The following is a 23,502-nucleotide window of genomic DNA, read 5'->3' on the forward strand; positions in this document are numbered from 1 at the left end:
TTTTATAAGAGTAGCATGTAGTCAAAAAAAACGAAAAATTCTTTATCCTTCGCCCATAAATTTGGGAAACCAGCTTTCATAGGCTTGTGTGAGTTCATCTACGGAAAGTTTTAATATGCCATCTATATCAAGTGCATCACCTGCAACTATACCAAGCTCTGTTAAAGAAACTGCATTTGTTTGGGCAAGTTTTTTAAGGCTATTGAGCGTTTCAGGTTTGACTGCTAAAAGATAACGCCCTTGGTCTTCTCCAAAGAGTTCTGCATGCTCTGGTGATTGGTTGCTTAATTTTGCTTTGATTCCTTTACCTGCTTTAATAATCATTTCTGCGAGTGCAATAGCTAATCCACCGTCAGAAAGGTCATGTGCGGCGTGAACAAAACCACGATGTATGACATCTCGAACAAATTGGCCATGCTTTTTTTCGAGTTGTAAGTCTACGTGAGGTGGTGCACCTGCATCAATATTTAAAATATCCCGTACATAGATCGATTGTCCTAAATGTGAGCCGCAAGATCCAACCAAAACAATACTGTCTCCATTTTGCATACCACTGATTGTTATCAGTTTAGACCAATCGTCAAGAAGTCCAACCCCAGCGATCGTAGGGGTAGGAGGAATTGCTTCTCCATTGGTTTCATTATAAAGAGAAACATTGCCTGAAACGATAGGAAAGTCGAGAACACGGCAGGCTTCACCTATGCCTTTAATGGCAAAAACCAATTGTCCCATAATTTCAGGTTTTTCAGGATTACCAAAATTAAGATTATCTGTAGCTGCCAGTGGTATTGCACCTGTTGTGCTAATGTTGCGCCAGCACTCTGCAACGGCTTGTTTTCCTCCCTCATAAGGGTCAGCTTCACAATAGCGAGGCGTCACATCAGAAGAAAAAGCAAGGGCACGGTTGTTGTTATTACTTATACGGATAACTCCTGCATCACTTCCTGGACGAACAAGCGTATTTCCTTGAATAAGTGTATCATATTGCTCATAAACCCATCGCCGTGAACTTTGATCAGCAGAGTTTAATAATGTTAGGAGCACATCAGCAAGATTTTCAACTTTTTTGACTTCTTGTACTTTAAGGATAGGTTTGGGAGTAGGTTCACTCCACGGACGATCATAAACTGGTGCTTCATCACCGAGCTCTTTGATTGGAAGGTTGACGACTTCTTCTTCTTGATGCAATACACGGAAACGTAAATCGTCTGTTGTTTTTCCAATAATAGAGAAATGAAGCCCCCATTTATCAAAAATTTCAGCTGCTTGTTGTTCCATTTCTGGCTTAAGAATCATCAGCATACGCTCTTGGCTTTCAGAGAGCATCATTTCGTAGGCTGTCATGTTTTCTTCACGAACGGGAACTTTATCGAGATTAAGCTCTATACCTAGATTTCCTTTTGCGCCCATTTCAACTGCAGAGGATGTTAATCCCGCAGCTCCCATATCTTGAATAGCGATGACAGCTCCTAGTTCCATCAGTTCCAAACAAGCTTCAAGAAGACACTTTTCAGTAAATGGATCACCCACTTGAACGGTTGGACGTTTTTCATTGATTGAATCATCAAATTCAGCAGAAGCCATTGTTGCTCCACCAACACCATCACGCCCTGTTTTTGCTCCCAAATAAACGACAGGAAGTCCTACTCCTTGGGCTTTGGAGTAAAAAAGAGAGTCTGTTTTTGCAATCCCAGCGGCAAAAGCGTTGACAAGGATATTACCATTATAACGCTTATCAAAATTGATTTCCCCTCCAACAGTTGGGACACCAAAAGAATTCCCATATCCACCGATTCCGGAAACGACACCAGAAACAAGATGGCGTGTTCGAGGATGATCCGGAGAACCAAATCGCAATGCATTCATGGCAGCGACGGGACGAGCACCCATTGTAAAAACATCCCGTAAAATACCACCAACACCTGTTGCAGCACCTTGATAAGGCTCAATATAAGAGGGGTGGTTATGGCTCTCCATTTTGAAAACAACGCATTGACCTTCACCAATATCAACAACACCAGCATTTTCACCAGGTCCTTGAATGACATATTTGCTTTTTGTTGGGAGAGTTTTTAGCCATTTTTTAGATGATTTATAAGAACAATGTTCATTCCACATTGCAGAGAAAATTCCAAGCTCGGTAAAGGTTGGTGTTCGACCAATCAGCTTCAAAATATGTTGATACTCGTCAGTTTTTAGACCATGACGTGCAACTAATTCTGGTGTTATGGTAATATTATTGCAGAGACTCATACGTTTTTTCATCCGTTAAAGTAATCAAAATTCGACTTTTTGTTGCTTCTGATGCAGTTTTTCAGTTTATTATTTTTTTATTTTATGACGAGACCATTAATGAACTATAAGGCCCAATTTCATCCGCTTGTTCTTTAAGCTTGAAGAAAAAGATTTTTTCTCGATATTCCAAATAATGTGTTTTTTTAGGTAAGGAAATTTTCCTAGTAAGATTATTCATAGTATATATTCTGAATTGTTTAGAATCGGTAGTTAAAAAAAAATCTCAAGAAATCAGAATAGCGTTTGTTTATGATCATTAATTTACCAATTCTAAAGCACTTTGAAAAAGTAAACGGCCATCAGTACCACCATGTGCGGTTTCAATAAAGTTTTCAGGATGAGGCATCATACCAAGAACATTACCAGCTTTATTGATAATACCAGCAATCTCACTGATTGAACCATTAGGGTTTGTATTTTCTGCATAGCGGAAAACAATTTGTTCATTGTCTTCCATTTGTTTTAATGTCTCATTGTCAACAAAGTAGTTTCCATCGTGATGAGCAACAGGACAACGAATAATTTGTCCTTTGGAATAATATCGAGAAAATTTTGTGTTAGCATTAACGACTTCAAGTTTTACTTCACGACAAACAAACTTTAATGAAGCATTACGCATTAAAGCTCCAGGTAATAACCCAGCTTCCAATAAAATTTGAAATCCATTACATATGCCTATTATCGTAACACCTTTTTGTGCTTTTTCACGAATAGCTTGAAAAACGGGGGTTTGCGCGGCAATAGCGCCACATCTTAAGTAGTCACCATAAGAAAAACCACCAGGAATAACAATGACATCTACATCGGGAATTGTTGACTCTGTTTGCCAAATTTTTAATGGCTCAACTCCCGTGATGTGGTGTAAGGCTGCAATCATATCCCGATCGCGATTTAATCCAGGTAATTGAATGAGAGCAGTTTTCATGGAGGGGTCCACTTAAAGAAGTTCTATGGTGTAATTTTCAATGACAGTATTTGCGAGTAACTGTTCACACATTTTTTCAAGTGCTTGCTTTGCTGTTTCAGCAGGTTGATCATCAAGCACAACATCAAAAACTTTTCCTTGGCGAATAGAATGAACGCCTTTGAAAGCTAAACTCTTTAAAGCATTGACAATTGCTTCTCCTTGTGGATCAAGAACGCTACTTTTGAGAGTAACTGTAACGCGTGCTTTCATTTTTTATTTCCTGTCTTTAGAAGCACTGCCTCCTTGAGGAGAGGTACTTACGATATAAAAGGAGGTGATAGAATATCACCTTATTTTCTATTTCACTAAAACTGGACCACTTGGTCGTGGAGGTTCATTTTCATTGATTATACCGAGGCGTTTTGCTACCTCTTGATAGGCATTAATAAGTCCTCCCATATCACGTCGAAAACGGTCTTTATCCATTTTTTCTCGTGTTTGCATATCCCATAAACGAGCAGAATCAGGCGATATTTCATCAGCAAGAACAATGCGCATCGCTTCATCTTCCCATAAGCGGCCAAATTCCATTTTAAAATCAATTAATTGAATATTAACACCTGCAAAAAGACCGGAAAGAAAATCATTAATACGAATTGAAAGCTGCATAATGTCTTCTATTTCTTGCGGGACAGCCCAGCCAAAAGCAGTGATATGTTCTTCAGTTACCATCGGATCATCAAGAGAATCATTTTTATAATAAAACTCAATGATCGGTTGTGAAAGGGCCGTTCCTTCTTCTAACCCCAAACGCTTAGAAAGAGATCCAGCGACAACATTACGAACAACAACTTCCAATGGAATAATTTCAACAGCTTTAATGAGTTGTTCGCGCATATTTATACGCCTAATAAAGTGTGTTGGGATGCCCAAGCGGCCGAGTTGGCTAAAAATGTGTTCCGAGATACGGTTGTTTAAAACCCCTTTTCCGTCAATAATTTCATGCTTTTTTGCATTAAAAGCAGTTGCGTCATCTTTAAAAAATTGAATATAGGTCCCTGGTTCAGGTCCCTCATATAGAATTTTGGCCTTGCCTTCATAAATACGGTGGCGACGATTCATTGTGATTCTCTATTTCTCTGAGAGGTTTTAATAGCATTGGTAGCTGATACTATCCTAGTTGATAGAAATTCTCAATGATTGCTATAACACTTCTTACAATTTTTATCATATGGAGTCGATCAATAAGGGCTTCAGTACATAGAGAGAGTAAAAAAGGCTATTTCTAAAAATTAAATTTTTGCAAGGAAATGGGAAAGAACCATAAGCCCTTCAGGCCAAGGACCATGGCCGGATTCTGTATTGATATGGCCAGACTGTCCAGCGTCAACAAAAAGTGCTCCCCAATCATAGGCAAGATTTTCTGCTACCGAGAATTGACAAAATTCATCGTTACGACTGGCTATGACTACTGAGGGGAAAGGCAATGTTTCACGGTGGTATGGGCCAAATGTCTTTAAGTGTTTGGGACGTATTTTTTCATTGGCTACATCTGGGGGAGAAACAAAGAAAGCGCCACAAACCTTTTCTGCATTTTGTAGTGTTGCCTGAATAGCTGTGGGAACTCCCAATGAATGTGCAATAATAAAAACAGGTTTATGGGCTTGTGTAATGGCGATTCTAACCTCATTAACCCATTCTTCACAAACAGGTTTTGACCAATGGGCTTGTTTAACACGACGAGCTGTAGACAATTTTTTTTCCCAACGTGTTTGCCAATGGTCAGGACCAGATCCTTTATAGCCTGGCACAATAAGAATATCGAGTTGATTTGCTTTCATGACTTATTTTCTTCATCACAATGATACTTTGGTTCACAGGCAGGAAGGCAACATATTTATTTTGTATATACGTTTTTTTTACTATCCAAAAACGCGTTTAAAAATCGTGTTGATATGTTTCGTATGGTAAGAAAGGTCAAATTTTTCACGCAGTTCTGTTTCATTTAACGCTTTTGTAACGTCTTTATCGTTGAGCAATTCTTCTAAAAAGTCTTTTCCTTGCTCCCAAACTTTCATAGCATTTCTTTGTACAATGCGATAAGAATCCTCACGACTGAGGCCAGCTTGTGTGAGTGCCAAAAGCACCCGTTGTGAATGAACAAGACCACGAAATTTATTGAGATTTTTTTGCATGTTCTCTGGATAGACAATTAAATTTTCAATGACAGATGTCAGTCGAGCAAGGGCAAAATCAAGTGTAATGGTAGCATCAGGGCCAATATACCGTTCAACAGATGAATGAGAAATATCACGTTCATGCCAAAGAGCTACATTTTCCATGGCAGGTATTGCAAATGCACGCACCATACGCGCTAATCCCGTTAAATTTTCTGTTAAAACTGGATTACGTTTGTGGGGCATAGCAGATGATCCCTTTTGCCCAAGTGAGAAATGCTCTTCTGCTTCAAGAACTTCTGTTCGTTGTAGATGGCGTATCTCTACGGCTAATCTTTCAATGGATGAAGCAATAACACCAAGCGTTGCAAAGAACATAGCGTGACGATCACGTGGTATAATTTGAGTGGAAACAGGTTCTGCACGCATACCCAAAGCTTTTGCTACATGTTCTTCAACGCGGGGATCAATATTAGCAAAAGTTCCTACAGCTCCTGAAATAGCGCAAGTAGAAATTTCTTCGCGTGCAGCGAGAAGACGTTTGCGACAACGGGAAAATTCAGCGTATGCAAGAGCAAATTTGATGCCAAATGTTGTAGGTTCAGCATGAATGCCATGACTACGCCCAATTGTGATTGTTTCTTTATGCTCAAAAGCGCGTTTTTTTAATGCTTCAAGAAGTTTGTCGATATCTTTGAGCAAAATATCACTAGCACGCATTAATTGAATGCTAAGCGTTGTATCTAAAACATCTGATGATGTCATACCTTGGTGGATAAAACGAGCTTCTGGTCCAATAAATTCAGCTAAGTGAGTGAGAAATGCTATAACATCATGCTTTGTGATTGCTTCAATCTCATTAATGCGATTTACATCAAATTTCGCTGCTTTCCCTTTTTCCCAAATAACTTTTGCTGCTTCTTTTGGAATAATACCTAATTGAGCGAGTGCATCACAGGCATGTGCTTCAATTTCAAACCAAATACGATATTTCGTTTTAGGTGACCAAATGTCTACCATTTCAGAGCGGGAATAACGGTCGATCATAATTTTTTCCTTATTGTGAGAGAGTTGCGGCTTGGCGCAATGCATGAATACGTGTTTTGTAAAGCTCTTTGTTTCCATCTTTATAAATTGCAGAGCCTGCAACAAAGACATTTGCACCAGCTTTTGCAGCTATTCCGATTGTATCGACAGTGATACCACCATCAACTTCAAGATCAATAGGTCGATGAGCAATCATGCTTTTAACGCGTTTGATTTTATCTTGCATTTCTGGAATGAAACTTTGCCCACCAAAACCAGGATTAACTGTCATGATCAGGATAAGATCTACTTGATCAAGTAAATATTCCAGCACATATTCTGGTGTGCTTGGATTGATTGAAATTCCAGCTTTTTTACCCATTGTTTTAATTATTTGTAGTGAACGGTGAATATGATTCCCCGATTCTGCATGAATGGTTATAATATCTGCGCCAGCTTTTGCGAAGGCTTCAAGATAAGGGTCTACTGGTGCGATCATCAAATGAACGTCAAATATTGCTTTGGTTAATGGGCGCAGTGCCTTGACGACATCGGGCCCAAAAGTGATATTAGGAACAAAGTGGCCATCCATAATATCCAGATGAAGCCAGTCTGCCCCTGCATCAAGAACATCTAATACTTCTTGGCCAAGTTTGGAGAAATTAGAAGCTAAAAGTGAAGGTGAAATGAGGTGAGAACGGGGCATTAAGATCTCCTTGCTTGGCTCTTTTTAGCATGTAGTTCTGTATGTTAAAATAACATTTACGTTATAATGTAAAAGAGTAACCATATGTTATAGATCTTTTTATTGAAATGTTTTTCGAAATTTTAAAAGCTTTATAAGTGAAAAATATGCCAAATCATACAACACATTTAATGTCTAAGCCTCAAGATATTTTTACTGTTTCTCCGCAAGAATATCGAGACACTATGAGTCATTTTGCAGGAGCAGTGCATATTGTGACAACAAATGGCGTTAAGGGAAAGCGTGGGGTAACAATTTCAGCTTGTTGTTCCTTATCAGATGATCCTCCAACGCTTCTTGTTTGCTTAAGACGCCATAATCCTAAGAATAATCTGTTTATGGAAAATGGAAATTTTTGCGTTAATAGCTTGGCAGGAAAACATCGTTCATTGGCAGATGTTTTTTCTAGGCGTTGCAATTTCACACAAAATGAATGTTTTAATAGAGCTCAATGGAGTATTTTGCAGACTGGTGCTCCCAGTCTTTCAGATGCTTTAGCTTCACTTGACTGTCGTTTGGTTTGTTGGCATGAACATGCAACCCATTATGTTTTGATTGGTGAAGTTGTTGCAATAAATCGTAATCAAGAAAAAGACTCCTTGATATATTTGAATCGTGGATATCATACTCTGCCTTTATAAATGTTTTTGTTTCTTTCTATATTAGGGTAATTTATTGTTGATGTATTTCAGTTTTTTCTCAATAGTGAATGTGCTTGTTTCTCATCACACTAAATGCTTGCGTTTTTTCTTTTAAGCTTGTCTGTAGGTGTGATGGGAATGGGTATTAAAGGGGGCGCTCGTTCAGAGTTATCACAATATAGTACATGCTTTGTAAAAAAGTGGCGCTGATCTACACACAATGGCTTTAAACAGATTGTATGTTGTTATAAAAAAGCATTTTACTCTTGTGTTGATTGGGGTTGCACAATATATAGACCGCACATACCATAATATGGAGGTTTATGGCATGAGCGAAAAGGTTGATGGTCAATATCGTCCTAGTGAAGATGAGCCTTTTATGAATGAACGGCAAAAGGCTTATTTTCGTGCAAAATTGGTTTCTTGGAAAAATGATATATTGAGAGAAGCCCGTGAGACTTTGGAAAACTTGCAGGAAGAGAATGCTGGCCAGCCCGATTTAGCTGATAGAGCATCTTGCGAAACTGATCGTACAATCGAATTGCGTGCTCGTGATCGCCAGAGAAAACTTATTTCAAAGATAGATGCAGCTTTGGAGCGCATTGATAATGGCACTTACGGATTTTGTGAGGAAACTGGTGACCCTATTAGTATAAAACGTCTTGAGGCTCGACCGATTGCAGTTTTGTCGTTGGAGGCACAGGAGCGTCATGAACGACGAGAAAGAGTTTATCGCGACGATTAAAATCGATTGTGGTGATAAAAAATAAGATACTTACTCTTAGAGTCGAGTATTCATTTTTTCTGGGCTGGGACAAATAAGGATGGTTCTTGCCGTCCTTCAATCTCAGCGGTGATTGCTAAATCCTCCAAATATTGATTCATAAAAGTTCTAGAAATATTATCCGGAGAATGCTTTACTTCGCTTACGGAAGAAGATCTTTTTTCTGTAAGATTGGAATTTAAATTGGTCTGTGTTATTGTTAATGTTGGTTGTGTATTTTGCTTTTGTTTATCAGCATTTTTGTGTGTGGTGTGTTTACCAATAATATCCGATTCTATAACAACATCTGTTAGTCCACCAATAAGAATGAGATGTTCTCTATCATCACGACGTATCAAAATAAGGCGCCGCGTACGATCGATAACAAGCGTATCGCATATGGTTAATCGTGGTGGACGCTTCTTTCTATGTGTATTGTATCCTTTTGTATTTAAACGACGTAAAAACATGATTATTGCAGTGATAGTTGTGATTATCACTATGAAAAGCACAAGGCTTATGGTTATGTTTGCTGCAGATGTGCCTATTTGGTTTGATAACCAGACATGCATGGTGCTTCTCCCATTTATATTCTATAAATTTGTAAATATACCTTAAAAGGTTCACTTATAATATGAAATTGATCTTTTTAAAATTGAGTGATCTTCATAGGGTAGATATTATCATGGTGTATACTTCATAACAACGATTATGGAAGTAATTTGTTGTATAAGAAATGACCACAATCGAGGCAAAGAGAAATGGATAAAGGTTTTGAGAATATTGAAAGGTCATCGTCTACTTTTGTTCACCGAGGAGCCATGATTTTTAGTGTTGTTTTTGTTATCGTTTTTTTGTTCATTGTGGGAGGGCTAGGTTTTTTTTATCCGCAGAGCTATTTCCAAAATGTTATGTTGGTCTCTTTTTTAGTTTTAGCAGTTATAGGTGTTGCTACACTAGTTTTGATCGGGATGGGGGCCATAAAATATAATACAACACCGCTGCAAAGAGACTTTGATCTTAGTATTTTTGATAATATCGATGATGCAATTATAGTTTCTGATCTGTCAGGTTTTGTTTATTATTCTAATCATAGCTATCGAAAAATTTTTACCTATAAGCCTGATTCCTCTTGTTATGCGGTGATTGCTGATCTTCCAGGAGCTGGTGCGCTTTCGTACCGCCTAAAAGTTGCTGCATATAATAATATTGCAGCGCAAGAAGAGATTAGAGTAGAAAAACCAATTTTTTCCCATTTGACCGAGAGAAATTCTGTTTGGTATAATATTTATGTTCAGCCGATAACAAAGGGGAAAAAAAGGTTTTTATTTTGGCGTATTGCCGATATTTCGCATTTGCAGGGGTATCGTGAGGCTTTTTTTTCGAATCTTCAAGAAGCAATCAATCATTTAGATCAAGCTCCTGTTGGTTTTTTGTCCGTTAACACACAAGGGACGGTTCTTTATGCAAATGCAGTTTTTGCTGAATGGTTTTCAATCGATTTAGCAAACTTTACTGTTGGTCAATATAATTTTGATGAGTTATTTGATGGCGTTGAAACCAATAGTGCGTGGAGTGACATTTGTTTGCAAAATAATAAACATCAAAGCTTAGGTTGCTCTATGCCTTATATGTTTTCGTTATGTTTAAATTCAAAGACTAGTAGCAATAAAACATTGAGTTGTTTTATGTGTGCTTCTTCTTTAGAGAATGAAGCTATTTATCGTATTGTGATGATGCCACAGCAGATACAAAAGGGGGAGTATGATTATCAATCAAAACTACCAAGTTTATTGGTAGAGTATTTTGATGCAAGTCCTTTTGCCACAGCAGTGGTAGACCAGAAAGGACAATCTGTTTACATTAATGATGCTTTTTCATCATTAATGGGTTGTACGAGTCAAAATATTAGTCTTTATGATGTTATATCTCACCATGATCATGCACAGCTAGAGCGTGCATTTGAGAAAATTACGATAAATAAAAATTATTCAATTTCGATAGAGACAGTTTTAGAAAATAATGAGGAACAGCATTTGCGTCTCCATATTATGCCTGTAACACCATATTATGGTGATGCATTACGAGATTTGGTAATTCTATCTGTCATAGAAATAACACAACAAAAAACGCTTGAAGATAAAATGATACAAAGTCAGAAGATGCAAGCTGTTGGGCAATTGGCCGGTGGTATTGCTCATGATTTTAATAACGTTTTAACAGCAATTTTGATGTCTTGCGATCTTCTTTTAAATACGCATCGCAGTTCTGATCCAGCGCATGCTGATCTTATCAATATCAAGAACAATGCTAATCGTGCGGCTGCACTTGTGCAGCAATTATTAGCTTTTTCTAGAAAGCAAACGCTTCGACCTGAGAAAGTTGATTTTACAGAACTTTTATCAGATATGCGCAATCTTATTTTACCTCTTTTGGGTAATAATATTCAGTTGAAAATTATTCATGGGAGAGATTTGTGGAGTGTTGAAGTCGATCAAGCATCTTTCCAGCGTGTTATTATGAATTTGGTTATTAATGCGCGTGATGCTATGGCAGATGGAGGTGTTGTTACGATTGCAACAAACAATATTACAAAACAACAGAGCGCTGAATTTGATAATATTGGTTTTGCAATTGGTGAGTATGTGCAGTTGACCATTTCGGATACAGGAACTGGTATATCAGCTGCTATACAAGAAAAAATATTTGAACCATTTTTTACAACAAAAGAAGTTGGAAAAGGAACAGGCCTTGGTTTATCAATGGTTTATGGAATTATTAAACAGACAGGTGGTTACATTTACTGTGATAGCCGAGAAGGGGAAGGAGCAACATTTCATATCTTTCTTCCCCGTTATATTCCTAATACCGGCGATGAAATTTCCCCGCAGAATAAAAAAGGGGAAGAGCAAGAAAAAAGTACAGATTTAACTGGATCAGCAACTATTTTATTGGTTGAAGATGAAGATTCTGTCAGAATGAGTGGAGTAAAAGCACTTCAAATGAGAGGGTATACTGTTTTGGAAGCAGCAAGCGGGGTGGAAGCTCTTGCTGTTCTTGAAGAAAATAAGGGGGCTGTTGATATCGTTGTTTCCGATGTAGTAATGCCAGAAATGGATGGTCCTACTTTGCTTAAAGAGTTGCGTAAAAAATATCCTAATATAAAATTTATTTTTGTTTCCGGGTATGCGAAAGATGCTTTTACTAAAAATCTTCCACAAGATGCTGTTTTTGGTTTTTTATCTAAGCCATTTACACTCAAACAATTAGCGCTAGCTGTTAAAGAAACACTTGCACAATAAAAGAGTAAAAATTGTGTGTTTTTAGATTTTTTGTATGAAAAGATCAGAAGATCTTGAAATAATTATGGTAATAATCTTTAGAAATTATTATTTAAAAGAGTAATTTTGATGCTTATAACTAAAAAGTTAAGAAAAAATATTGCTCAGATTTCGCACAAAAACATTCATGAAATAATAGGTTCTACCCTATCAAAATCCTTACATCATTTAAAGTGGAAGAGATGGAGAATAAATGAAGGGTTGATGTTAGAGCATGCTATTAGTGTTGTCAAAAGGATAAAAGCTGTTGTTGAGAATCTGTCACCTTGTTATTTTTTTCAATGAATATTTTTAAGGCTTCTGGATAGAGTTTATGTTCAGCTTTAAGGACTCTCTGTGCTAAACTGTCCGTGGTATCATTGGAACATACTGGAACAGCGGCTTGAGCAAGAATTTTTCCTGCATCCATTTCGTTTGTAACAAGATGAACAGTGCAACCAGTAATTTTAACGCCTGCTTGTAAAGCTCTTTCATGCGTATTTAAACCTTTAAATGAAGGTAAAAGAGAAGGATGAATGTTTAAAATCCGTCCTTCATAAAGTTTTACAAAATGCGGTGAGATAAGGCGCATATAGCCAGCAAAGCAGATAAGGTCTGGCTGATATTCAGCTAAAATTGTTAAGATAGATTCTTCATGTGCTTCTTTCGTTGAGTAATCTTTGCGATCAACAACGTGAATAGGCAAGTCATTGTTACGTGCTTTTTCGATTCCGGCAGCATGAGGGTTATCACAAATAACTGCAACAATTTCAGCAGGGTATTCTTTTTGTTTACTTGCTTTAGCGAGGGCAACCATATTGGATCCGTTGCCAGAAATAAAAACAACAATTTGTTTTTTCATAAATGAAGTACACCTCTACAGATTATTCCTTTATTTTGATCTTGACGTTTTGTTAAAATACCGAGCGTAGTAACGGTCTCTCCTTGCATTTCAAGTGCTTTTGTAATTGTTTCAACCGCATTTTGCGCTACGATAATGATCATACCAATACCGCAATTAAATGTTCGTAACATTTCTACCTCTTCTATTTTACCTTGTTTGGCAATCCATGAAAAGACTGGTGGAACATTAATGGCAGAAAGATTAAGCTCAGCATTAAGAGAGGAGGGGAGTACACGCGGGATATTTTCAGGAAAGCCTCCACCTGTGATGTGAGCAAGAGCTTTGATTCCTTTGTAGTTTCGTATGATGGATAGGAGAGACTTTACATAAATGCGTGTCGGCGTGAGAAGGGCTTTGCCAAGGCTAATTGTGGGATTAAAAGGGGCAGGATCATTCCATTTTAGATCACTTTGTTGAACAATTCTTCTTACAAGAGAAAAACCATTGGAATGAACTCCAGATGAGCTAAGTCCTAAAATAATATCGCCTTCTGTGAGGTCTTTTGAAGGGAGTAATGTGCTACGTTCGGTAGCTCCTACAGCAAAGCCTGCTAAGTCATAATCTTCCTTCGCATACATATCAGGCATTTCTGCAGTTTCTCCTCCAATCAGAGCGGCACCTGCTTGTCGACATCCTGCTGCAATACCAGAAACGATTGCTGCACCCTGTTCTGGGTCAAGTTTTCCAGTTGCAAAATAATCAAGAAAAAAGAGAGGTTCAGCTCCTTGTACAAGTAAATCATTGACACACATGGCTACCAGATCAATACCAACAGTGTCATGAATACCTATTTCAATGGCAATTTTCAATTTTGTCCCCACGCCATCATTTGCCGCTACGAGGATGGGATCTTTGAATCCTGCTGCTTTTAAATCAAATAGGCCGCCAAAACCGCCAATTTCTACATCTGCACCTCTTCGTTTTGTTGAACGTATATAGGGTTTAATTTTTTCTACCATGGCATTACCCATATCAATGTTTACACCGGCTTTTGCGTAGGTAAGACCAGACTTGGATTTTTCATTTATGAGATTTTTTTTGCTCATTGGAGCTTTCCTTATGGAAAATCAGATTTTGATGTTATGCAATGCCATGATAGAGTTATCTCTGCAAGAGGTATTGAAGTTTAGCATTTAAGAAATAACTGACTTTGCTTGACCCATGTCAAAGAAATTTATAATCTTTTATGAGAATTTTTTTAGGATCTTTATGACTAAGATATCAGATAATCAAGATAATTCTGCTTCGCAGCTAATTAAAAAGAAAATTAATGAGAGTAGGACGAGTGATCGTTATACGACTTATGTGCCTGCTTATGCTCAAGTACCATTACCGAATAATATGAAAAAGCAAATTTTTTTCTGGCTCGGTACATTGTTATTTTTCATCCTCTTTATGTTTGTCTTTGGGTCAATTTTGCTTCCTTTCGTGGCAGGAATTGTGTTGGCTTACTTTCTTAATCCCATTGTTCAATTGCTTGAAAAAGTTGGTATTCGTCGTGTTTTTGGCACCATCCTGATTACTTTATTTATTATTATTATTTTTGTCGCTTCTTTAATAATTTTGATTCCTATTATCAGTTGGCAAATACAACAGTTTGTGAGCGATGGTTTGCCCGTTTATATTAATCGTATTCAAACTTTTTTTGTTGAGCATGACTTTGATTGGGTAAGACGCTATTTTGGTAGTGATCCAAATGAATTTCAGAGTAATATTAAAGGGCTTTTAGGCCAAAGTTCTGATTTTATTACCTCTCTCTTGAATTCACTTTTGAAGTCAGGAAAATCTATCGTTAATATTGTCAGTCTATTTGTCGTAGCACCTGTGGTTGCGTTTTATATGTTGTTAGATTGGCCGCGTATGGTTACGGCGGTTGATTCGTTGATACCGCGAGATCATCTTGAAACTGTGCGCAGTATTTTTCATGAAATGGATAGGGCGATTGCTGGTTTTGTTCGGGGGCAAGGGACAGCTTGTTTAATATTAGGGGGGTATTATGCTATTGGTTTAAGCATCACAGGACTCAATTTTGGTCTTTTGATTGGTATGTTGATTGGCCTTATCAGCTTTATTCCTTATATTGGTACAATGAGTGGCTTTGTACTCTCTGTTGGTGTTGCATGGGTCCAATTCTATCCCAATAATTGGGGTTCGATCGTTGTTGTTATGGTTATCTTTTTAATTGGTCAATTTATTGAAGGCTATATTCTTCAACCAAAACTTGTGGGTTCATCTGTGGGACTGCATCCAGTGTGGTTAATGTTTGCACTTTTTGCTTTTTCTTCACTGTTTGGTTTTACTGGTATGCTCGTTGCTGTTCCTGCAGCAGCAGCTGTTGGTGTTTTGGTTCGTTTTGCTCTTCATACTTATCGTAGTTCTCAGATGTATTCGCGAAGTGGAAATTCGGAGCCGCTAGAATGAATGAGCGTGAAACGCAATTACCCTTAAATTTTTCTTATAATCCGGTTTTCCAATTTGATGATTTGGTGGTTACGGAAAGCAATCGTATGGCTTTTCAGCTTATTGATCATTGGCCGAATTGGATTTTACCTATTGCAGTTTTAGTTGGAAAAGAAGGATCTGGAAAAACCCACTTTTCTAGTGTGTGGGCGCAGAAAGCTGACGCTTTAAGATTTCATCGCAATGAAATTGATCAAGCTGTTGCAGTGGCTTCTTCAGGTAGATCATTTTTAATTGAGGATATTGATGCAGGTGAGATCAGTGAGACGGGGCTTTTTCACTTTATTAACAGTGTTAAGCAAGCAAACCTTGATACGCATCAAGCTAGTTTGTTAATAACGGCACGTACGGTACCTTCAGCATGGAATTTAAAGTTAAATGATCTAAAGAGCCGTCTTAATTCGGTTATGTTAGTTGCGATTAATCAACCTGATGATGCATTATTAACAGCTGTTGCTTTTAAACTTTTTTCTGATAGGCAGATTATCGTTCATCCGGATACTGTTTACTATCTTGTAAATCGTTGTGAGCGTTCTTTATTTTCGTTGAAGCGTGTGATTGATTCTGTTGATCGGTTGGCATTACAAAGAAAAAGCAAGATAACACGTGCTGTCATTGCTGAAGTCCTTAACATGCAAATCCAGTAAACATTGCTCTAGTGATGTGCAAGGGAATTGATTTGATTGATTCAATATAAGAGGGATTAAAACAAGAAAAACTTGCTGTACTCAGGGAAGATGATTTTATATATAAAACGATAAACTATCTTTATAAATCAATCTATTGTAGAGAGTAAACAAAATAGAATATTTTTATTTCCTTGAGATGATAGCATTTTACTTTTTTAATGTGCTTAATATTGCTCGAATGGCTATAAGCTTCTGAATTTATAAATATATTATTTTTCGATACTTTGCACAAGCTTATCAATTACTTCAAAATGATTCTAGGGAGGAGGAACTTTCTCTTTGTTTTTTTATAATGAAAATTTTGGAACTTGCGTGTAAAGATGTTTGTTTTTTTAGTTAATGTATTGGTATTGTATAAGGGAAGTGTAAAATTAAAAAATAAGAGAAATTAAGAGGGATGAGGAATAGGAGAGGATCAGTTTTTCCTATGATTCGTGCTAAGACTTGATATGAGCAAAAGGGAACGAAGCTTTACTATTAGGAATTTTTGTAATGCTTAAGCCATTTTGGTTGCTAAAATCATCGCTGCTGAATGTTGCTCTTTATATTATTAAAGTTCTCTTAACGCGATGTGAGCAATTGCGGGTTTTTATGTAGAAATTAGTTGTTAGTTTGCTTGGATTGGATTTTCCTTTTTGGGGAAGACCATTTAATTAAGTGTTACTTAGTAGAAAAAATTTAAAAAAGTTCTTTTTTGTAAAAAAATGCAACAAATTTTTTTAAAAAATGTGTTTTTCTCTTGCACTTCTGTTGTGAAAATTTTAGGGAGTATAAATCAAGTAAATGCAAATAGCGGAGCGTAGCGCAGCTTGGTAGCGCACCTGATTTGGGATCAGGGGGTCGTAGGTTCGAATCCTATCGCTCCGACCATATTTGATCGTTTGATTATATGTAGAAGGTAGCCCAATTGGGTGCGTGTGGTGAGAAATTATCATTCAAGCGTTGTGTAGTCTGAAGGAACGAAACCATGATCGCACGTATTTATAGTCCTGCGAAAACAGCTATGCAGTCAGGTAGAGGAAATGCTAGTTTATGGATTCTGCAGTATGAGCCTATACAAGCAAAAATGCTTGAGCCTCTTATGGGATATACGGCGACATCCGATATGAATAGTCAGATAAGGATCCGCTTTAATAGTAAAGAAGAGGCAATTGCTTTTGCACATAAGAACGCTATTCCTTATCGTGTAGAAAAAACACATAGGTCAATTCGGCGTGTTGTTTCTTATTCTGATAATTTTCGCAGTGATCGACAGCAATCTTGGACGCATTAAGTTAAGGGTTCCTTTTTGAATAAGAAATGATCAGCTGGTCCCGTAGCTCAGCTGGATAGAGCAACGGCCTTCTAAGCCGTGGGTCACAGGTTCGAATCCTGTCGGGATCACCATCTTTAAGTAAAATCAATGAGTTATATAAGAGTTCAGGAATTTTGGTTCCATTGATCCTTTTATCTTGTTTTTGTATCTATCTCGAACCTTTTAAAGTTTTTTGATTGCTTCTATTGCTAGGCATTTTCTATCTGCTGTTTTAGTATAAAGGGATGCCATTTTATCTTCTATCCAATCAAGAAGTGCTTTTCAGTTACGAAACCGTAGCACCTGTATTAAGGTTTTTTGCTAATTTTCTCAGTCTGTGAGCTGATTTTTAAATTTCTGCTGCATTCTAGTTCTATACGCTTCATAAAACAGGTTTCCAAAACTTTCTTTGATGAGTTTATTTCCGATTTTCCCGTAAATGAATATTTTATTCCGATAGGTTTGGTTTCAAGAGTTTTTGTTAATGCCGAAAATAGCAAGAAAAACCTCTATTTTAAATTTTCTTTTTTCTATTTTTTAAATTTTTATTTTAAAGTAGCTAGATTTGTAATCTTATATTCATATTCGACTGTTTTGGCAAAAAGCCTGTTCCGGTAGGAAAGAAGGAAAAGATCATAGAGCTACGTGATTTAGATAAAGATATTGCTTCTCTCCTAAGAAGAGAAACAGATGTCTCTTACACAAGTTTCACAATAAAGTCTTCTGATCCGTTGAGTTGTGAAATTGTTAGCATGTTTGTTAGAGTTTTAAATGTTTTTCACAAAAATCTTTAAAAGCATTCAAACAATTCAATTATTAGAAATAATTAACGAAGCAAAAAGAGAAGAAAATGCTACTTTTGTAGAGAAATGTTTAAAAAATCCGATTCTCTTACATAAAAAACATATGGAGAATAAATAACTTAATAGAAATATAAAATATCTGGTGGGCGTGACAGGGATTGAACCTGTGACCCCTACGATGTCAACGTAGTGCTCTCCCGCTGAGCTACACGCCCATTCAATGATGTTGCATACAACACATAGAATTATAAACGTCAATGTCTAATTTAATTTTCCTCTTAATTAGCTATGAATAACTTGGAAAAATATCCCCTCTAAGCAGCTATAAGTATTTTTTCAACCTCATTAACGAGCTCACGCAAGTGAAATGGCTTAGAAAGTACTTTTGCATTGGGAGGGGCATCGCTATTTGAATTTAGTGCAACTGCTGCAAAGCCTGTAATGAACATTACTCGTAAGTCAGGATCAATTTCAGTAGCGCGTCGAGCTAGTTCGATCCCATCCATTTCTGGCATTACAATATCAGTAAGTAGAAGAGAAAATGGCTCTTCTTGTAAACGTTCATATGCGCTAGCACCATTATCGAAATCAGCCACTTCGTAGCCTGCACGTTCTAAGGCCTTCGCTAGAAAGCGTCGCATATCGTTATCATCTTCTGCGAGCAGGATTCGTTTCATGATTATGTTCCAATTGCTCCATTCATCAGAGTTTTTGCCACATCGATTATACAATATAGAGTACTTATAAAAAAGGTGGTAAAATACTCATAATTGGAATGAATGGCAAAATGGTTAATTCATACACTTTTGACAATAATACAGAATATTAGTTGTGAGTTGGTTAAATTCGAAATGTATGTGAATTTGAAAGAAGAGAAAATATATGAATGTTTGAAGCACGATGAGTTCTCAGATTTTCTGTTTTTTTCTTCGTTCAGCAGAGCTCCACGAAAATGTTTACGGGAATATTCATTGTAAAAACTATTTATATTGGGGAATGAGAAGGGATGTTATGTTTATTTGCTGTTTTTGAGAAGTGATACGGCAGGAAGAAGTTTGTATGGCTGTTTATTTCTAGAGTATTTGATTGTTTCTAAATAAATAAAATTTATTATTTTTCTATGGCAGAACATAAAAACAAAATTTTTTAATAATATGCTAAGAATGTAATTTTTCTATTTTTATTTAAATGATTATATCATAGTGTATTGGGATTTTTCTGCTGAGTATTATCATTGTTTGCAAATTGGAGTCAACTCTATAGAATTTTTAAATGTAGGTTATGCTGTAAGGAATCGGTTGATTTTTAGAATTAAAGTAGGTTCTTTTTGAGTTTCTTATAGTGCAGATGAAGTTTTGTGAAATTTTTTTCACGATACATAAGAGTTTCCATAAAATAAAGATTGTACGTATATTTTTATTTTGAATTTTAAAAAATTTTTATGGTACACCAATACAATAGCCTCGCACATATGCAAAAACAAAGAAAATATGAGGATTGTTGTTTACTATTAGTATAAAGACCATAAAATTGATATTTAGGTTACTCTTTTTACAAAAGGCTTATTCAAGCATTTCTTGATACTTCATTTAGGGATGAGTGTGCTGAACACAAAGTGGGGAAAGCTCTTGGCTTTAAAATTCTCATACAAATTCCCATTCTTTATCATGGATAACTCGCTTTAAGCATGCAAATCTCAATAGAAACAATATGTATTGAAATTTAGGGGGGATGGAAATTGCTACTATAAGGAGTTTACATTCCACATTCTAAAAGAGCGTTTCTAATTATAATCATATCTTCTTCTAGCTTCTTCCATACTTATATACCTTTGGAGAAGGTCACCTAAGTCTCGCTACAATTAAAGAGTTAACTACTTAATCATTTTAAGATTTGTTTTATTTGTTTTTATTCTCTTCTGGTTAAATGAAGTGTCTTGTTAAAAGTGGTTATCTTTGGACTTGTCGCTAGAAATAAATGCATCAAATGCAGCCCAAAATTGTTTTTTGTAACCTTCTTCATGCATGATTGTATCGAGTTCAGCACCAATAATTGTAATACTGTTTGTCAGATGTGTATGTTTGCATAATTGTCGTACTTCAATGTTGTTCGCAATATTGTTTTGGTTGGCAAGAATAAACAATGTTGGGATTTGTAAATACCCACTCAGTATGTTTTTTTTCATGGCATCAATTGCATTGAGTGCGGATGCCATCCATCGTGATGTTGGAGGTTTTATAAGGAAGCTAGAGGGTAAAGGTTCTTTATTAGTGTACCCAAATTGCATATTTTTTTGTTTTAATTTTTTTCCACCTTTCGCGGGTAAGAATCCAAGACCTATGTCGGAAAGAAGCTGTGTTAATTTATGTTGAAAACCATTTGTTTTATTGCCGAATGGAGCAAAAAGGGGAGAAACGCAAAGCATTCTCTTAAACTTAGGGTTAATGAGATCCAATCCGTTGAGTGCTATCAAACCACCCATGCCATAAGCTAGTATATAGTAAGGTGGTGGACAATCAGGATAAATAACATTTTTAAGAAATTCATCTAAGTCTTTAATATCATTGTTAATATCAAAATAATTGTGTCGGATTTGTTTTTGTTTATCGGATTGAGATGTTTCTCTACCAAACCAATCAAATATTGCTGTATAAAAGCCGCGGTTAGAAATTTCATTCATTGTTAAAAAATATTTTTCTAAGGCATTTGCGTAGCTTTCGAGAATAACTATTGTTCCCTTGGCTTTTTCCATTTCTGGCTTCGTTATCGCAAAACGAATTTTGCGATCAGGGGCTATTTTAAGGTAGCCATTACGGATATTGGGAGGAGGGGAACTCCAATTTGTAGGATAAAGAGGTATTTCCAATTGAAATCCTTTATGGTGTATTTTGCAACTTAGGGCAAAGTGAGATGAGGAGAAAGCTTACATTAAATATAATGATGATGAACGATTAAGAAACAGTTATGTTGTTTTTATGTGTTTCAATGAATTCAAACACAAAAGGAGTTGAAATAGGAAAGAACAATTACCAAGTAAGTTAGTACAGTCGCCATGATGGGACTGTATGGTTCACGGGCAGGTTTGCCATTTGGGAACTTTGTGAGTCAATCATAGTCGCTCTAAAGGAGGGCAATATTATGCGTCAAGTAGATTTTTCACCATTTTATCGTTCAACAGTAGGTTTTGATCATCTTTTTAATTGGTTTGATTCCAGAACACAACCGGATGATGTTTCTTCTTATCCGCCGTATAACATTGAGCGTTTAAGTGAAGATTCTTATAGGATTTCTATGGCTGTTGCTGGTTTTTCTCAGGATGAAATTGATATCGAAACACATTGCAACCAGCTGATCGTTAAGGGTAAGAGAGTACCTGAAAATGATGATGGAGAACGGGAGTTTCTTTACCGCGGTATTGCTTCGCGTGCTTTTGAGCGGCGTTTTCATTTAGCTGATCATGTTAAGGTTATTGGAGCAGAACTTGGAGATGGCCTTCTTCATATTCAGCTTAAAAGAGAAATGCCTGCTGAATTAAAACCCAAAAAAATACTTGTACAATCGCTATCATCTGTCGCAAAAAATGGTAACGGTCATAGTATAGGTGAAGCAAGTTTAGCAGGTGAAAAAACTGAATAGTTATAAAACTTCTTAAAGAATAAGGTGACGCGAGACAAAAATCTCGCGTTTTTTATATTTTCGGTTGAAAGGAAGAGCATTTTTATAAAGGTATCTATTCCAAATTTTTGATGGAAATGTTGATTCATGTTGCCATACATTGGAAAAAAATAGAATAAATTTCCAAAACTCCGTACACATAACAGAATAGTTATTTAATCCGATGTAGTTTGACATTAGTTTTTGTACGAAGTAGGAATAGGTAGGATGAGATAAGAATAGGTGATAATTTATTGTTTTTATGACTATTTTTACTATTAAATGCATTTTTGTAGAATTTGGTTTTAACACTTAAAAAGAGGAAAAAGAGCTAAAAACGACAAAAATATTTTCATTTATTGGTGATTATCTATTTTTATAATAATATATATTATTATAAATAAAATAGTTTATATAAATTTTCTAATGTGAAAAATTTCTACTTTTATTGTTCCTTTTAAAGGAGCACAGAGCTGTATCTTATGGAGTTTCTAGATGTGCTCTTTCAGCTTCAATTTGATGCTTAAAATGCAATTTTAGAAGTGGCAAAGTAAGTTCGATTTTTTTCTATATTATTGATGTTTGGAACAAACTCTTGCAACCTTCTATAAATCTCTGCCGCTAATTCCGCTATATCTTCGGGAGGGGAATATTTTTGCATCACAATAGGTTGCATAAGCCACGTGACCGAGCTTTTTTATCAATTCAGTGGGGATATAGATAGGGAGAGATATTGAAAGCCTGAGTTTTCATCACGGTTATAAACATTTCATCTTCACCAATCAAAAGCCAATAATGTCACGGTGCATGTCAATGGCGCCCGTGACCCTGTGGCCACCGGTCGAACGGTCGCTCACGCCATTCAACGGGCACGTGCCAATGCTCTGCATGGGGGAACAGAATGAGGGGAGGGAGGCTATGAGAGATCCTTTGATGATGTTAGGACCGCATCAATTTTATGTGGACTGGCTGAATTTCCAATCTTTCGAAGAAGAGTTTTCTGCCTCATGGGTTTGCCTAGAGCGTTTTGGCAGGTCCCCCAGTTTGCAATTTACCGGCTATGGCAATGATGCAAAAACCATTCATGGAGCTTGGTTTCCAGAAGAATTTGGTGACCGTGTAGCCATTGATGCCATAAGCAGAACCATTCGAAGAGCAAAGCCTGTCCAGATGCTTCGTTGGATCAATGATACGGGACACCTATAGTGTCCTTCTCCATGGCCCCGTGGTGAGATCACCACGATCAATAAAGAGCACGACTATATCAGTCGCTCTGGTCAATCACAACGCATCCGCTATTCCATTAGTCTCTTGCCCTTTTTCAATGGAGGAAAACCGCAAGGTCAATATCAGGTGGGACAAATTCTATGAAGATACCAGAAAAGCATGTTGTTGTAGAGTTAGAGGATATGAGTCTCGATCTCATCTGCTTTCACCATGCCATGGCAGTGTTCAGGGACCGCATCCAAGTTGGGGGCACTAAACGGCTATTTAGAAGCCACACTGGAAGCCAATCCAGAGATTGCCAAATATGGTGTGCTTTTACCGCGGGGCTTAACGGTTATTCTGCCTGAATTTGTGTTGTCTAATCGGTTGTGAGAAGTTGGTGGAAACAGATCACAAAAGGGACAAGTTAAACCTTCTATTGGTTGTGAAGCACTCTTAGATTCCTCTTAGATTCAAAGTGTAAAGTTTGCACTTTTTAGGAGAAGAGAAAAAGATTCATTAAAGGGTTTTTAGATACCCTTTGAAGGGTCTTTGAAGACCCTTTGAGAACCCCTTAAAAATCTTTGAAAAAAATAAATTGGTACAAAATCTGCTGTC

Annotated in this window: 19 protein-coding genes, 3 tRNA genes and 3 pseudogenes; 11 read left to right on the forward strand and 14 right to left on the reverse strand. The window is 36.8% G+C overall.

Features of this window, described 5'->3' with window-relative positions:
• Window positions 1-42 precede the first annotated feature (42 nt).
• The 7 genes from purL to rpe form a co-directional block, all read right to left on the reverse strand.
• Window positions 43-2,253: a phosphoribosylformylglycinamidine synthase subunit PurL gene (gene purL, locus ACKC4Y_RS03130; protein ID WP_409362136.1), complete on the reverse strand. Its 2,211-nt coding sequence runs from the start codon at window positions 2,251-2,253 to the stop codon at window positions 43-45.
• 298 nt (window positions 2,254-2,551) lie between these two features.
• On the reverse strand, window positions 2,552-3,220 hold the full coding sequence (gene purQ / locus ACKC4Y_RS03135) for a phosphoribosylformylglycinamidine synthase subunit PurQ (RefSeq protein WP_409361929.1): 669 nt from the start codon (window positions 3,218-3,220) through the stop codon (window positions 2,552-2,554).
• 12 nt (window positions 3,221-3,232) lie between these two features.
• The gene (gene purS / locus ACKC4Y_RS03140; RefSeq protein ID WP_409361930.1) at window positions 3,233-3,472 is read right to left on the reverse strand and encodes a phosphoribosylformylglycinamidine synthase subunit PurS; all 240 of its coding nucleotides are present in this window, start codon (window positions 3,470-3,472) and stop codon (window positions 3,233-3,235) included.
• An 87-nt stretch (window positions 3,473-3,559) separates the two neighbouring features.
• Window positions 3,560-4,324 (reverse strand): phosphoribosylaminoimidazolesuccinocarboxamide synthase, encoded by a 765-nt coding sequence (purC, locus tag ACKC4Y_RS03145; RefSeq protein ID WP_409361931.1) that lies wholly within the window; start codon window positions 4,322-4,324, stop codon window positions 3,560-3,562.
• 170 nt (window positions 4,325-4,494) lie between these two features.
• The gene (locus ACKC4Y_RS03150) at window positions 4,495-5,043 is read right to left on the reverse strand and encodes an RBBP9/YdeN family alpha/beta hydrolase (protein ID WP_409361932.1); all 549 of its coding nucleotides are present in this window, start codon (window positions 5,041-5,043) and stop codon (window positions 4,495-4,497) included.
• 81 nt (window positions 5,044-5,124) lie between these two features.
• On the reverse strand, window positions 5,125-6,426 hold the full coding sequence (gene purB, locus ACKC4Y_RS03155) for an adenylosuccinate lyase (RefSeq protein WP_409361933.1): 1,302 nt from the start codon (window positions 6,424-6,426) through the stop codon (window positions 5,125-5,127).
• Window positions 6,427-6,436: 10 nt separating this feature from the next.
• Entirely contained in the window at window positions 6,437-7,111 is a 675-nt protein-coding gene (gene rpe / locus ACKC4Y_RS03160) for a ribulose-phosphate 3-epimerase (RefSeq protein WP_409361934.1), read from the reverse strand.
• 146 nt (window positions 7,112-7,257) lie between these two features.
• On the opposite strand from rpe, the gene ACKC4Y_RS03165 reads away from it, so the two are divergent.
• Both ACKC4Y_RS03165 and dksA read left to right on the forward strand, forming a co-directional pair.
• Complete coding sequence (locus tag ACKC4Y_RS03165) at window positions 7,258-7,791, forward strand: flavin reductase (protein ID WP_409361935.1); 534 nt, start codon at window positions 7,258-7,260, stop codon at window positions 7,789-7,791.
• A 328-nt stretch (window positions 7,792-8,119) separates the two neighbouring features.
• The gene (dksA, locus tag ACKC4Y_RS03170) at window positions 8,120-8,536 is read left to right on the forward strand and encodes an RNA polymerase-binding protein DksA (protein ID WP_409362137.1); all 417 of its coding nucleotides are present in this window, start codon (window positions 8,120-8,122) and stop codon (window positions 8,534-8,536) included.
• A gap of 50 nt (window positions 8,537-8,586) precedes the next feature.
• On the opposite strand, the gene ACKC4Y_RS03175 is transcribed toward dksA, so the two are convergent.
• A complete protein-coding gene (locus ACKC4Y_RS03175) occupies window positions 8,587-9,126 on the reverse strand; it encodes a hypothetical protein (protein ID WP_409361936.1) in 540 nt (179 codons plus the stop codon).
• A 189-nt stretch (window positions 9,127-9,315) separates the two neighbouring features.
• Between ACKC4Y_RS03175 and ACKC4Y_RS03180 the strand changes: the two genes are divergently transcribed.
• The gene (locus tag ACKC4Y_RS03180; protein WP_409361937.1) at window positions 9,316-11,856 is read left to right on the forward strand and encodes a response regulator; all 2,541 of its coding nucleotides are present in this window, start codon (window positions 9,316-9,318) and stop codon (window positions 11,854-11,856) included.
• A gap of 268 nt (window positions 11,857-12,124) precedes the next feature.
• On the opposite strand, the gene purN is transcribed toward ACKC4Y_RS03180, so the two are convergent.
• Window positions 12,125-12,736 (reverse strand): phosphoribosylglycinamide formyltransferase, encoded by a 612-nt coding sequence (gene purN / locus ACKC4Y_RS03185; protein WP_409361938.1) that lies wholly within the window; start codon window positions 12,734-12,736, stop codon window positions 12,125-12,127.
• Window positions 12,733-13,824: a phosphoribosylformylglycinamidine cyclo-ligase gene (gene purM, locus ACKC4Y_RS03190; protein ID WP_409361939.1), complete on the reverse strand. Its 1,092-nt coding sequence runs from the start codon at window positions 13,822-13,824 to the stop codon at window positions 12,733-12,735. The genes purN and purM overlap by 4 nt, the downstream gene beginning before the upstream one ends.
• 163 nt (window positions 13,825-13,987) lie before the next feature.
• On the opposite strand from purM, the gene ACKC4Y_RS03195 reads away from it, so the two are divergent.
• The 5 genes from ACKC4Y_RS03195 to ACKC4Y_RS03215 all read left to right on the forward strand — a co-directional run bounded on the left by ACKC4Y_RS03195 (window position 13,988) and on the right by ACKC4Y_RS03215 (window position 17,313).
• Window positions 13,988-15,199: an AI-2E family transporter gene (locus tag ACKC4Y_RS03195; RefSeq protein ID WP_409361940.1), complete on the forward strand. Its 1,212-nt coding sequence runs from the start codon at window positions 13,988-13,990 to the stop codon at window positions 15,197-15,199.
• On the forward strand, window positions 15,196-15,885 hold the full coding sequence (hdaA, locus tag ACKC4Y_RS03200; RefSeq protein ID WP_409361941.1) for a DnaA regulatory inactivator HdaA: 690 nt from the start codon (window positions 15,196-15,198) through the stop codon (window positions 15,883-15,885). The genes ACKC4Y_RS03195 and hdaA overlap by 4 nt, the downstream gene beginning before the upstream one ends.
• Window positions 15,886-16,720: 835 nt before the next feature.
• Window positions 16,721-16,797, forward strand: a tRNA-Pro gene (locus ACKC4Y_RS03205).
• Between the two features lie 97 nt (window positions 16,798-16,894).
• Window positions 16,895-17,200: an ETC complex I subunit gene (locus tag ACKC4Y_RS03210; protein ID WP_409361942.1), complete on the forward strand. Its 306-nt coding sequence runs from the start codon at window positions 16,895-16,897 to the stop codon at window positions 17,198-17,200.
• Window positions 17,201-17,236: 36 nt separating this feature from the next.
• A tRNA-Arg gene (locus ACKC4Y_RS03215) sits at window positions 17,237-17,313 on the forward strand.
• A 91-nt stretch (window positions 17,314-17,404) separates the two neighbouring features.
• On the opposite strand, the pseudogene ACKC4Y_RS03220 reads toward ACKC4Y_RS03215, so the two are convergent.
• From ACKC4Y_RS03220 to ACKC4Y_RS03235, 4 genes and pseudogenes are all read right to left on the reverse strand, one after another.
• Window positions 17,405-17,758: pseudogene (locus ACKC4Y_RS03220) on the reverse strand (tyrosine-type recombinase/integrase); the annotation flags it as partial.
• Window positions 17,759-18,164: 406 nt separating this feature from the next.
• Window positions 18,165-18,239: transfer RNA gene (locus ACKC4Y_RS03225), tRNA-Val, on the reverse strand.
• A 99-nt stretch (window positions 18,240-18,338) separates the two neighbouring features.
• Window positions 18,339-18,701: a cell cycle two-component system response regulator CpdR gene (gene cpdR, locus ACKC4Y_RS03230; protein WP_409361943.1), complete on the reverse strand. Its 363-nt coding sequence runs from the start codon at window positions 18,699-18,701 to the stop codon at window positions 18,339-18,341.
• Window positions 18,702-19,963: 1,262 nt separating this feature from the next.
• Complete coding sequence (locus ACKC4Y_RS03235; protein ID WP_409361944.1) at window positions 19,964-20,890, reverse strand: serine aminopeptidase domain-containing protein; 927 nt, start codon at window positions 20,888-20,890, stop codon at window positions 19,964-19,966.
• A gap of 272 nt (window positions 20,891-21,162) precedes the next feature.
• Here ACKC4Y_RS03235 and ACKC4Y_RS03240 point away from each other — a divergent pair, with 272 nt between their 5' ends.
• From ACKC4Y_RS03240 to ACKC4Y_RS03250, 3 genes and pseudogenes are all read left to right on the forward strand, one after another.
• Window positions 21,163-21,660 (forward strand): Hsp20 family protein, encoded by a 498-nt coding sequence (locus ACKC4Y_RS03240; RefSeq protein WP_409361945.1) that lies wholly within the window; start codon window positions 21,163-21,165, stop codon window positions 21,658-21,660.
• Window positions 21,661-22,596: 936 nt separating this feature from the next.
• Window positions 22,597-23,049, forward strand: a pseudogene (locus ACKC4Y_RS03245) (phage tail protein).
• Window positions 23,046-23,277 (forward strand): annotated as a pseudogene (locus ACKC4Y_RS03250) (tail protein X). Before ACKC4Y_RS03245 ends, ACKC4Y_RS03250 begins: the two co-directional pseudogenes overlap by 4 nt.
• The last annotated feature ends 225 nt before the right edge of the window (window positions 23,278-23,502 follow it).

The organism is Bartonella heixiaziensis (genome assembly GCF_046245125.2).
In the GTDB taxonomy this organism is placed as follows: Bacteria; Pseudomonadota; Alphaproteobacteria; order Rhizobiales; family Rhizobiaceae; genus Bartonella; species Bartonella heixiaziensis.